The sequence below is a fragment of the Pseudoalteromonas aurantia 208 genome (assembly GCF_014858725.1).
GTDB classification, from domain to species: Bacteria; Pseudomonadota; Gammaproteobacteria; order Enterobacterales; family Alteromonadaceae; genus Pseudoalteromonas; species Pseudoalteromonas aurantia.
In genome coordinates this window covers 1781549-1793952 of the sequence record NZ_AQGV01000012.1, presented here as the reverse complement: position 1 = coordinate 1793952, position 12404 = coordinate 1781549, and the positions used below count along the sequence as shown (strand labels likewise).

The following is a 12404-nucleotide window of genomic DNA, read 5'->3' as shown; positions in this document are numbered from 1 at the left end:
TAGCGGGGCTTTTTTGTTTGTAAGGTATATAAAAATATGACAATAAAAACCGAAAAAAAACGGTTGGCCTCGTTGGATGCGCTGCGCGGCATGGATATGTTCTGGATTTTAGGCGGACAATCAATATTTGCAGCGTTATTTGTACTAACTGGTTGGCAAGGATGGAAAGTATTTGAAGCGCAGACGCTTCATAGTGCTTGGCATGGGTTTACATTTTATGATCTGATTTTCCCTCTGTTTATATTTCTCTCAGGGGTAGCGATGGGATTGTCTCCTAAACGTATTGACCATTTGCCTTTTTCTGAACGCAGAGGTTACTACAACAAAGCGTTAAAGCGGCTATTTTTATTGTCTGCACTGGGGATATTATATAACCATGGATGGGGTACAGGTATGCCCGTCGCATTAGATGAAATACGGTATGCCAGTGTATTGGGCCGAATTGCAATCGCATGGTTTTTCTGCATGTTACTCGTTTGGCATACAAGCCTTCGCATGTTGGGTTGTATCGGGGGAGGAATATTGATTGGTTATTGGTTACTGTTATGTTTTATCCCTGTTCCCGGCGGTGTTGCGGGTGACTTATCGGCAGTAGGAAGTTGGAATGCATGGTTTGATAAGCACTTGCTACCCGGGATTAGCTATCAAGATCGTGCTGTAGACCCTGAAGGTGTATTGTCGAGTCTGCCAGCTATCGTTAACGCGATTGCAGGGGTATTTGCCGGACGGCTAATTGCGCAAGCTCATACCGTAGGTCAATGGCATAGTGTTATTCGTTTACTCGGGTTTGGTTTAGTCGCCTTATTACTTGGCTGGGGTTGGAACATTTATTTCCCGGTTAATAAAGAGTTGTGGACCAGCTCTTTTGTGCTCGTAACAGTTGGCTGGAGCGCAATATTACTCGCAGGGTTTTATGTCCTAGTCGATGTATTTGATGGGCAACGCTTTGCGTATCCGTTTGTGATTATCGGTGCGAACTCGATTATTATTTATTTGGCATCTTCGCTTGTTGATTGGGCGTTCATCGCACGCAGTGTTTTTGGTGGCGTAGTAACGGGAGCGTCAGAGGAATGGCAACCTTTATTAACGGTTTTAGCATTGCTTGCCGTGCAGTTATTGGTATTACATTGGATGTATCGTCGAAAAATCTTCGTTAGCGTTTAAATCAAGGCTCTGTGAAGGTCTTATAATGTCAGGCCTTCACAAGATTGAATAAGTAATTACAAAACTTTTTTCACTTTTACTTTACAAACGGTTATTTTCTGATAATAATGACAGCGTTGTCATAATGGTAATAGCCTAATAGTATGTATCCCAATTAGGTTTGATCTGACCTTTCTTTGATTGCACGCGAAGTAAGGTTCAGATCCCATTTTTCCTAATTCTCAAATCGAGCTCAAACTATGCAAATTGTTATTCTAAATGATGCGACTGAAGTTGCAGCCTATGGCGCAGATATTTTTACCGCTCAACTAAATAAAAATGCAAATTCCATATTGGGGTTAGCAACAGGCTCCACACCTGTCGCTTTGTACCAGGCACTAATTGAGCGAAATAAAGCAGGTGAAATGAGTTTTAAAGGTGTGACCTCATTCAATTTAGATGAGTACTTAGGCCTTGATGGTAGTCATTTGCAGAGTTATCGTCACTTTATGAATAGCCAGCTTTTTGATCATATCGATATCGATAATGCGAACACCTTTGTGCCTCCTGGAGATGCAAAAAATCCCATTTCGGCATGTCATGAATACGAAGAAAAAATAGCGCAGAAAGGCGGCATCGATATTCAATTATTGGGTATTGGCCGTAACGGACATATTGGTTTTAATGAGCCTTCATCAGGTTTAACCTCAAGAACACGAGTAAAAACGCTTACGAAAGCAACAATTGACGATAATGCGCGTTTTTTTGGCGCAGATGAGTACCAGCCACATCTATCGATTACGATGGGTATAGGGACAATTTTAGATGCCAAAAAAGTGGTGCTATTAGCAACAGGTGATAACAAAGCTGATGCGATTCAAGCCATGATTGAAGGGCCACTTACAGCAGCATGCCCGGCTTCAGCTCTACAAATGCATAGAGATGCAGTGATTGTGATTGATACAGCTGCGGCAAGCAAACTCAAAGACATTGAGTTTTATCGGCACATAGAAGCCGAAAATCAAAAACTGCAAGCATATCTTGCCTCGTTATAGCACAATGAGATACATGAGAACTTAAGCCCGAAAGGGCTTTTTTTTTGCTTGAATCTTCGACTTTGTAGAAGAAAATTTTAATTACCAAGTTATTTATAGAGGGGTGATTAATAGTTAATGGGTTGAAATGGTTTTGCTTTATCTTTGCTTATGTTAGTTTTGAGCAAAATAATATACAGGGAACAGATTGTGCTACATTACACACAAATGCATTTGAATCGCGCTTCCAGTGAGCGTAAAAGTAACGACTGGATAATTGCGCAAATGCGTAGTGATAGCCGCTGGTTGTTAATAGATGAGGATAAAAACCTAGTGGATCCTCATGCATGTGAATTGCTGACATTGTCGTTTGAGCAAATTAGGGCATTAAACCTAGATAATGCTATTTTTCTGGGTGTAAGTGATGAGAAAAGTTATTTCGCATTGGATATAACTCATGAGAAAAACAGACATGCAATTGAATTACCGGATAACGGTGAGTTTGTGGATATGCGTCAAATTGGTCCTAAGCTCACAGCAAAGATGGGTTCAGTAGGAGTACTCGCGAAAGGACTGTGCTACTGGCACAATACCCATAAATTCTGTGGTAGATGCGGAACAGAAAATCGCAGTGTTGAAGCTGGCCATGCGCGTAAATGTCGCAATTTAGATTGTAAGCACATGACTTTTCCAAGAACAGATCCTGCGGTGATCATGCTGGTTACGCATACTTTCAATGATGGTATCGAGCGGTGCCTACTCGGGCGGCAATCACAATGGCCAGATGGCGTATATTCAACGCTCGCGGGTTTTGTTGATCCTGCTGAAACATTAGAACAAGCAGTGATTCGTGAAGTGAAAGAAGAGGCCAACATTGATGTTAATGATGTCAAATACTTAGCATCTCAGCCATGGCCATTTCCAAGCTCATTAATGCTGGGTTTTATTGCTCAAGCAACGACGATAGACATTGCGGTTGAGCAAGACGAATTAGAACATGCCCAATGGTTTTCCCGCACTGAACTTGATGCATTTACAGAGTGGGGAGATGACGGGCCCGGATTTAAGTTAACGCGTAAAGACTCTATATCTCGCTACCTTATCGATTATTGGCGAGTATCTTAAAGGTTTAATATATGAAGAAAAATACCAAACTGATTAGTTCTGGTCGCAAGAGCCAGTATACACAAGGGGTTGTCAATCCGGTTGTACAACGTGCATCTACCGTGGTGTTTGATACTGTGGAGCAGCTACAGGATGCGGTTAAAGGCCGAGGAAATCGAACGCTGTTTTATGGTCGACGGGGTACGAATACACATTATGCGTTGCAAGATGCGGTTATGGAGTTGGAAAATGCGGCAGGGTGTGCGCTTTATCCGTCAGGTGCAGCAGCGATTAGTCAGTCGTTACTGTCATTTTTGAAGTCAGGCGATCACCTATTGATGGTTGATACTGCATATGAGCCGACCCGGGATTTATGTGACAAAATTCTATTAGGGTTAGGTATTACAACGACTTACTATGATCCTATGATTGGTGCGGAAATTGAAACATTAATACAGCCCAATACGCGCGTGTTGTTTTTAGAGTCGCCAGGTTCAATTACAATGGAGGTTCAAGATGTACCAAGTTTAGTCAGTGTCGCTAAGCAACATAATTTAATTACGATGCTAGATAATACCTATGGTAACGGTTGGCATTATAAGCCACTAGACCATGGAGTAGACATTAGCATTCAAGCTGCAACTAAATACATCGTGGGTCATTCTGATGTCATGATGGGCGTGGCCGTTGCCAATGAAGCACACTGGCCGACTTTAAGGGAGCACTCCTATTTACTTGGTCAATGTACATCGGCAGATGATGCGTATTTGGCTTTGAGGGGCTTGCGCACTATGCCAGTTAGGCTGGCGCAACATGAAAAGGCTGCACTGCAAGTGGCTAATTGGCTAGTTGCACATCCTTTGGTAGATCATGTCCGTCACCCTGCATTAGAGAGCTGTCCAGGCCATGAGTTCTTTAAACGTGACTTCTCAGGTAGCAATGGATTGTTCTCATTTGTAATGAAAAAAGGCTCGCAAAAAGCCATTAATGCGTTTTTAGACTGCTTACATCACTTTAAAATGGGTTTCTCGTGGGGTGGATTTGAAAGTTTAGTAACGGCCAATAAATCCATGGCGGCATTACGTTCGACCACAGGCTGGCAAGAGGGTCCCATCATTCGTTTGCATATTGGCTTAGAAGATGTAGAGGACTTAATTGCAGATCTTGAGAAGGCATTAACCGTTTACGACGCGAACTGTTAAACATATTTCTAAACAAAAAAGCCGCTAAATGAGCGGCTTTTTTTGTTTCAATGTTTCGTTGATATTGAGCTAGCTTAAAGAGACTTATAGTCTTCCAAGGCTTTGGCTGCATTAGGGTCGTTAAATATCTCTACTTCGAACTCTTTCTCTGACTTAGCAACCACACAGGTCACCATACAATCACCGGTAACATTCACGGCTGTTCTTGTCATATCGAGTAAGCGGTCAACCCCCATAATGATCGCAATTCCCTCTACAGGCAAGCCAACTTGATTGAGTACCATTGCAAGCATTATCAGACCGACACCAGGGACACCAGCAGTACCGACTGATGCCAATGTTGCGGTCAGTATAACCATTAGATAATCGCTTAGAGTTAAATCGACAGCAAAAACTTGCGCGATAAATACTGTTGCGACCCCTTGCATAATGGCAGTACCGTCCATGTTAATTGTGGCACCTAGTGGAACGGTGAAGGATGCGACAGAATTATGAGCACCGAGCTTTTTGGTTGCTGTTTCAAGCGTGATAGGCATGGTTGCAGATGAGCTTGATGTACTAAATGCAAATAGGCAAGCATCTTTCATTTTGCGCAAAAACGTAATTGGGTTTAGCCCAGTTAAGACTTTTAGAATGATTGAGTAGTTGATAAACCCATGTATGAGTAATGCAGCAACAACCACTAAGAAGTACTTAGCCAAAGCATAAATTAAGTCTATGTCTATGGTTGTGAAAAGTTTAGCCATTAAGCAGAAAATACCGTATGGCGCTAAGTTCATTAATAATGTCACAAGTTTTAGAATCACAGTGTTGAGATCATCAAATACCGCACTAACACGTTTGCCCGCCTCGCCACTTAAAGCCATGGAAATACCAAATAGCAATGCAAACACAATGACTTGTAACATGTTACCTTCAGCCATCGCATTAATTGGGTTGGTCGGAAACATGTTAATGATGACTTCGACCAAAGTAGGCGCTTGCTTTGCGTCAAAGCTAGCATTGGTAGGAATAGCATGACCAACGCCAGGGCTCACCAATAGCGCTAAGCTAATCGTAACCGTGATCGCAACTGCGGTGGTAATTAAATATAGCCCGATTGACTTGCCTCCAAGTCGACCTAGCTTTTTAGGGTCGCTTAAACTGCATGTGCCACAAACCAAAGAAATGAAGACGAGGGGAACCACGAGCATTTTTAAGCTGGCGATGAAGATTTGTCCACCAATATGGAAAAAGCCGTCAACAAACACACTTTTTATGGGGAAATCAAATAGACCGAGGGGAATAAAAAGTTCCTTCTGGTCGCCTAATAAGGCCTGAAGCAGTAAACCAACAGCCACACCTGCGATCATACCAATCATGATCCGTGTGGTTAAGCTCATTTTATTATTTATTTGCATAACTTAGGTTACTAAAGTAATCGAAAATCAGCATAGCCTAACAGGCTGACCGCGCAAGGCCAAAATAAATCGACAATTTATTGATAAAAAACTGTGATTTTTTGAACCTTTCTAAGGTAGTATGATAAAAAATTACAACTTTAAACTTAGCTAGGGAGAGGGTTTAATGCCTTTAATGCGCGTATTTAGCATTATGATGCTTAGTTTGTGGCTTACTGCTTGCGGTGGTGGTGGCTCAATTGAAAAGAATGATAATAGTGGTGATGGCGACACATCTGAATATCTATTTACACTTAGCGGGAAGAGCAGTAAAACCAAGGAGGAGAGTAACTGGGTGTCTGTAGATGCGCCATTAGACGTGACTGCAGTGTTAACCAAAGAAGGTATTATTCAAACCGATGTAAGGGTCACCTTTACCACAGACCAGTTTGCGACCATGACCCCCTCCTCTGGGACTGTACTGACCGATCATAATGGTGCGGCCGTTATTACTTTGGCGCCTACGGCAATCGAAGGTGCAGGGCGAGTGACTGTATCGTTTGTTGCAGCAGATGAAACGGTCACGGGTTTTTTTGATTTTAACTCAAGCGGCGGAGGCGGAACGGATTCTGGCGTGTCAGGAGATGTGACGTTAACGGTTTCAGTGGTGGATAAAGCGAATCTCCCTTTCACTGAAGGCAACCCTGTAACTCAAGACAACCCTGGGTTTATTAGAGCGACGTTGCAAAAAGACGGCAATGCTTTGGCGAGACAAATTGTATCATTTTCAACAGAGTTCACAGGTGAAATTAAAAATGGCACGGAGCGAGCGATTACAGATGAGCAGGGTCTGGCAGTACTTGAACTCGGCAGTGGTCAGTCAAAAGGAGCTGGTCGAGTAACGGTCACTTATCAAGATACCAGTACCAATGAAAGTATCAGTAAGTCGGATGTGTTTTTCTCATCTGGAGACACTAATCTTGAAGATGATACGAAATTTGTACTCGATGTTAAATTATTAACGGGGTGTAATGCTAACTGGGATGCTAACCGTGATGAGGTTTTGATTGACCCGTTAAATGCAGCATCGGGTTGTCAAGTTGTAAACTCTATTTCATCTAATGATTTAGCAGATATATATATACGTTTAACCAGCGCGCAAACAGGCGACGGTGTCGCGGTCGGTTTGGTAAATGTAGAAACAGGGTTAGGAACAACCTTACCTTCATCAGGCAATGCGTTAACAGACAATTTTGGTGTAGCTTTGTTAAAGCTGCAACCAGGCAATGAAGGTGGTGCTGGCACCTTAAAAGTAACGTCAGCGCAAGCTGACAATGTCGAAAGTACCATTAATTTCTCAGTGGGCATCGCTGACCTGGAATTATCAATCGATAACGGCTTGCCGATAGAAAATGGCAATGTGGTTTCGCTAAATGCAGGCGGCAGCACCGTTATAAGCGTCACGTTGCGCGACGAGTCTGGCAGCCTTTACAACATTCCCACTGATGTGGAGTTTTCATCGACGTGTGCAACAGCAGGTCAAGCCACATTAGATGCCATGGTTAAATCTGCTAACGGTATTGCAAGTTCTACTTATCGCGCAGTTGGGTGCCAAGGTAATGACGATGTCACGGTTAACGTACAAACTGGCGGTAAAAATTTCAACATACGTACGGTTATTCCTGTGCTATCAGCGCCAGTGCAAGCCATTAAATTTGAAAGTGTCACGGAGCAATTTATTGCCCTTCCGCCAGGCGAAGGGGGGATCCCAACGCAGTCTATAGTAAAGTTTACATTACTTGATGAAGACTCGTTAGCTGTACCTAGAGCGCGAGTTGATTTTAAATTATCGGATAATCAAGGTTTGGCAACGCTCACGCAAAGAACCAGTAATACCAACACTGAGGGCTCAGTGCAGACCACCGTTAAGTCTGGTATTGTGCCTGGGCCTTTGGTAGTACGTGCTTGTTATATTCAACAAACTGATCTAGATATATTGGCAGTTTCGGCTCCAACTGACGATTATTCTTGTTGGGCAGAAGATGTTGAACTTTGTAAAAATACGCCAGCTGATGCGATTTGTCCAACAGGAACATTGCATTTATATCCATTGTCAAAGCAAGTTTACAGTGTTTCTTCCCAAATAATATTAAGTTCTGGTGTTACAGATCAGAATACATTCGATGCAAGTGCGGATATTCTTAATAGTAACTCGTTAAATCACAATAATGTTATTTCAAATATCACGGTATTCTTTGGTGATCAGTTTAATCAATTTAATGCTGATGGTGTAACCGCAACGGTACTAGCCGAGCAAGGGGCAATAGGTAGCATTGATGGGACAAATACCTTTCAATGTATCACTGATAATGCATCGTGTACGGTGCAATGGCGAAGCCAAGGCGATAGGCCATATACTGATGCGAAATGGGGGAATCGCATCGGTGCGACTAACCCAAAAACGGGTGAAATAAACTGTGATCTCTATTTTGGTACCGCAGCCCCATGTTGGACTCGTATTCTTAGAGCCAAAAACGACCCCAATGGTGTGGTGATGGGAGGGCGTGTCAGTATACTTGCGGTTGCTAAAGGACAGGAGAACTTTCGTGACGAAGAGGCGAGCGATGGTATTACACGCAGAAATGGTTTATTTGACATTGGTGAGTACCGTCAAGAATTTGATTTAAGCGAAGCTTTCTTAGACACAAACGAGAACTCCGTGTTTGATAAAGAAAACTGTAGCAGTAACGGTACAGGCCCTTGTACACCTACAACAACGAAAAATGGGGGGCATGATGACGATTGGCGAGATTTGAACAACAATGGCGTATTTGATGCTGCTGATGGCAAATATAATGGCTTGCTATGCTCGGAAGCTGCACAAGCAGCAAACGAGTGTACGCGTGATTTGATTGAAGTACGAGATAATCTTGAGCTGGTTATGTCAGGAGACGTACCATATGTTCGTTTTTCTATTCCTAAAACGGCTTCGGGTGTTGAACCATACTTAATTCATGTTCCTGCAAATTGCCAATCTGTGCCATTTGATCCAACATCAACGAGAAGCGGCTTAGTGAAAGCGACTATAGAAAACTCTGATAACTCAGGGTTCTGCGATGTTAATACGATTGATTTATCGACGTCGACAATTGACGACCCAAATAGCGCAGACCCAGATGTAACAGTCGATGAAGGTGTAACGGGATTTGTTGTTTACATTCATTATTCTGATGTGTTTGGTAACCCTTTACCGGCAGGTACAGAAGTGACGATTACGGCAACGAATGGTGAGTTAAGCTTGAATTCACATCAGGAAACAATCCCAAATACGAACTCTGACCGTACTATGTTTTCGGTTGTCACCCTTACTCGAGAATTAGAAGGGAATAAAAAGTTTGATGGAGCACTATCTATTGAGTTTTTAATAAAAAATGGTGATACAGAAACAAAAATTACCAGAGCGATTAGTATAACGGATGATCGATAGCGGTCGCTTTAGAAAAATGCCAACCAGTCAGGTTGGCATTTTTGTATCTATTCCTTTATATTGCGCAGCTTAATTTAGGGTTTATAGTTTTTGAGTAAAATTGCAACAAAAGTTGTGTAATTAATCAGTGATCAGCTAAAAGATTGTATTTAAAGCTTGTAACAATAGGTGTTTGTAGATATACCTATAAATATTAGTCGTCCGTGATGGGCAAAAACGTAGACAAGAACGGTCAAAAATAGGCAGCTATGGGCAAATCGTTAGTAATTGTAGAGTCTCCCGCAAAGGCTAAAACAATTAATAAATATTTAGGTAAAGACTTTATTGTTAAGTCGAGTGTCGGTCACGTACGGGACTTGCCGACGTCAGGTGCAGGTAAAACCAAAGGAGTTGCCACCAAAAGCCCTGCGGAAGTGCGCAAAATGGCGCCAGAAGAAAAGGCCATTTACAAAAAAAACAAAGATTATGCGAATCTTGTTGCACGCATGGGAATTGACCCAGAAAAAGGCTGGGAACCTCATTATGAGGTACTGCCGGGTAAAGAAAAGGTAGTCCAAGAGTTACAAAAACTCGCTGAAGACGCTGACCATATCTATCTCGCAACCGATTTGGATAGAGAAGGGGAAGCCATTGCATGGCACCTCGAACAAATTATCGGTGGTGAACCTGAAAAATATAAACGCGTGGTGTTTAATGAAATTACCAAGAATGCGATTCAGCAAGCGTTTGAGGCACCTGGTCAGTTAAATACCGATATGGTTTATGCACAGCAAGCACGTCGTTTTCTAGACCGTGTTGTTGGCTTTATGGTCTCACCACTATTGTGGCAAAAAGTGGCGCGCGGGTTATCGGCAGGACGAGTGCAATCTGTTGCTGTGAGGCTGTTGGTCGAGCGTGAACGCGAAATCAAAGCGTTTATTCCTGAAGAGTTTTGGGATATTCATGCAGATGTAACTGCCAGTACACAACCAATTCGATTGGAAGTAACCAAGTTTCAAGGTAGTGCATTTAAACCTGTGAATGAACAGCAAACGACTGCTGCGGTCACTGTGCTTGAGAAGAGTGATTATAAAGTTGTTAAAGTTGAAGAAAAGCCCAGTAAAAGTAAGCCAAGTGCGCCTTTTATTACTTCAACAATGCAGCAAGCCGCCAGCACGCGTTTAGGATATGGCGTAAAGAAAACCATGATGCTAGCACAGCGTTTGTATGAAGCCGGTTATATTACGTATATGCGTACTGACTCAACAAACCTGTCGAATGATGCTGTGTCTATGTGTCGCGAGTATATTACGGAACAGTTTGGAGATAAGTATTTACCAGCTAACCCGATTAAATATAGCGCGAAAGACAACGCACAAGAAGCACACGAAGCGATACGTCCATCTAGCGTGACGGTATTGTCAGGCCATGTTGAAGGCGTTGATGCTGATGCCAAAAAACTGTATGAACTCATTTGGCGTCAGTTTGTGGCATGTCAAATGACGCCTGCAGAGTATGATTTAACCACGATGTCTGTTGCCGCAGGTGATTATACATTGAAGGCCAAAGGCCGAGTGATGCGCTTTGATGGTTGGACTGCGGTTCAGCCTTCGGTGCGTAAAAAGAATGAAGAAGATCAATCATTACCAGCCGTTGCTGTTGGCGATGAGATTAATTTAGTCGCGTTAGATCCGAAACAGCACTTTACTAAGCCACCGGCACGTTTTAGTGAAGCAAGTTTAGTAAAAGAGCTAGAAAAGCGCGGCATTGGTCGCCCTTCAACCTATGCCGCGATTATTTCAACCATTCAAGACAGAGGGTATGTGCGTGTTGAGAATCGCCGTTTCTTTGCTGAGAAAATGGGCGAGATAGTGACAGACCGTTTGGTTGAAAACTTTAATGATCTAATGAATTTTGACTTTACTGCGAAAATGGAAGGTCGTTTAGATGATATCGCAGAAGGCGAGCGTGTTTGGACGCAAGTCCTCGATAAGTTTTATGCAAACTTTTCTCAGCAGCTAACAACAGCTGGTGGTGAAGAAGCAGAAGGCGGTATGCGTCAAAATGTCATGGTTGAAACTGATATAGACTGTCCAACGTGTGGCAGAAAAATGGGTATTCGTACTGCGTCTACAGGCGTGTTCTTAGGCTGTACAGGTTATAACTTACCACCAAAAGAACGCTGTACAACGACGATGAACTTGGTGTCTGGTGATGAAGCCGTTGCAGCTGATGTGGAAGATGTTGAAACCGAAACCTTAATGCAAATGAAGCGTTGCCCAGTTTGTGAAACTGCGATGGATTCATATCTTATTGATGAAACACGCAAGATACACGTTTGTGGTAATAATCCTGCATGTGACGGTGTGGTTGTTGAGCAGGGTACCTTTAAAATTAAAGGCTATGACGGTCCAGTTATCGAGTGTGATAAATGTGAATCAGAAATGCAATTAAAGTCAGGCCGCTTTGGTAAGTACTTTGGATGTACCAATGAGGAATGTAAAAACACCCGTAAATTGCTTAAAAGCGGTGAAGCTGCGCCACCAAAAGAGGATCCTGTTCACCTGCCTGAATTGGAATGTGAAAAATCAGAAGCCTACTTTGTGTTGCGAGATGGCGCATCGGGGATCTTTTTAGCAGCGCATACATTCCCGAAATCTAGGGAAACCAGAGCCCCTAAAGTCGCTGAACTTAAGCGTTTTAGAGATCGGATCTCACCAAAGTTTTACTATTTGGCAGATGCACCTGAGCAGGATGATGATGGTAATTTGGCCGTTATTCGTTATTCTCGAAAAACGAAAACTCAATATGTTATGACTGAAGTTGAGGGCAAAGCCACTGGTTGGAAAGCGACACTTGATAAAGGTAAGTGGGTGATCGAACAAAAAGTGACTAAAAAGAAAAAGAAGTGATTTTAGTCATTAAAAAATAAAGCCGGGTTTATCCCGGCTTTATTGTATCTGATATAGGTTGGCTTTTGGCAATGTATTAAAGTGCAGAGTGAGAAAAAGTGGGAGGAGTTTTGGGTGGTTAAAAGCGAGGTGCTTAGCTATCAAGTTGACATTGTGCAGAGGCA

General features: G+C 42.7%; 7 protein-coding genes. 6 read left to right on the top strand and 1 reads right to left on the bottom strand.

Going from position 1 to position 12404, the window contains the following annotated elements; translation table 11 throughout:
- Window positions 1-36 precede the first annotated feature (36 nt).
- The 4 genes from nagX (at window position 37) to PAUR_RS11540 (ending at window position 4483) form a co-directional block, all read left to right on the top strand.
- Window positions 37-1164 (top strand): transmembrane glucosamine N-acetyltransferase NagX, encoded by a 1128-nt coding sequence (gene nagX, locus PAUR_RS11555; RefSeq protein WP_192507893.1) that lies wholly within the window; start codon window positions 37-39, stop codon window positions 1162-1164.
- A gap of 239 nt (window positions 1165-1403) precedes the next feature.
- On the top strand, window positions 1404-2198 hold the full coding sequence (nagB, locus tag PAUR_RS11550) for a glucosamine-6-phosphate deaminase (protein ID WP_192507892.1): 795 nt from the start codon (window positions 1404-1406) through the stop codon (window positions 2196-2198).
- Window positions 2199-2387: 189 nt separating this feature from the next.
- On the top strand, window positions 2388-3302 hold the full coding sequence (gene nudC, locus PAUR_RS11545) for an NAD(+) diphosphatase (protein ID WP_192507891.1): 915 nt from the start codon (window positions 2388-2390) through the stop codon (window positions 3300-3302).
- Between the two features lie 11 nt (window positions 3303-3313).
- Complete coding sequence (locus PAUR_RS11540) at window positions 3314-4483, top strand: cystathionine beta-lyase (RefSeq protein WP_192507890.1); 1170 nt, start codon at window positions 3314-3316, stop codon at window positions 4481-4483.
- Window positions 4484-4557: 74 nt separating this feature from the next.
- Here the strand turns inward: PAUR_RS11540 and PAUR_RS11535 are convergent, their stop codons facing one another.
- Entirely contained in the window at window positions 4558-5883 is a 1326-nt protein-coding gene (locus tag PAUR_RS11535) for a dicarboxylate/amino acid:cation symporter (RefSeq protein ID WP_192507889.1), read from the bottom strand.
- A 166-nt stretch (window positions 5884-6049) separates the two neighbouring features.
- Here PAUR_RS11535 and PAUR_RS11530 point away from each other — a divergent pair, with 166 nt between their 5' ends.
- Entirely contained in the window at window positions 6050-9349 is a 3300-nt protein-coding gene (locus tag PAUR_RS11530; RefSeq protein ID WP_192507888.1) for an Ig-like domain-containing protein, read from the top strand.
- A 248-nt stretch (window positions 9350-9597) separates the two neighbouring features.
- Complete coding sequence (gene topA / locus PAUR_RS11525; protein ID WP_192507887.1) at window positions 9598-12240, top strand: type I DNA topoisomerase; 2643 nt, start codon at window positions 9598-9600, stop codon at window positions 12238-12240.
- Window positions 12241-12404: the final 164 nt, after the last annotated feature.

Coding starts and splice junctions, on each gene's coding strand:
- PAUR_RS11535 (WP_192507889.1), bottom strand. CDS start 5,883: ATGCAAATAAATAATAAAATGAGCTTAACCACACGGATCATGATTGGT.
- PAUR_RS11530 (WP_192507888.1), top strand. CDS start 6,050: ATGCCTTTAATGCGCGTATTTAGCATTATGATGCTTAGTTTGTGGCTT.
- PAUR_RS11540 (WP_192507890.1), top strand. CDS start 3,314: ATGAAGAAAAATACCAAACTGATTAGTTCTGGTCGCAAGAGCCAGTAT.
- nagX (WP_192507893.1), top strand. CDS start 37: ATGACAATAAAAACCGAAAAAAAACGGTTGGCCTCGTTGGATGCGCTG.
- nagB (WP_192507892.1), top strand. CDS start 1,404: ATGCAAATTGTTATTCTAAATGATGCGACTGAAGTTGCAGCCTATGGC.
- topA (WP_192507887.1), top strand. CDS start 9,598: ATGGGCAAATCGTTAGTAATTGTAGAGTCTCCCGCAAAGGCTAAAACA.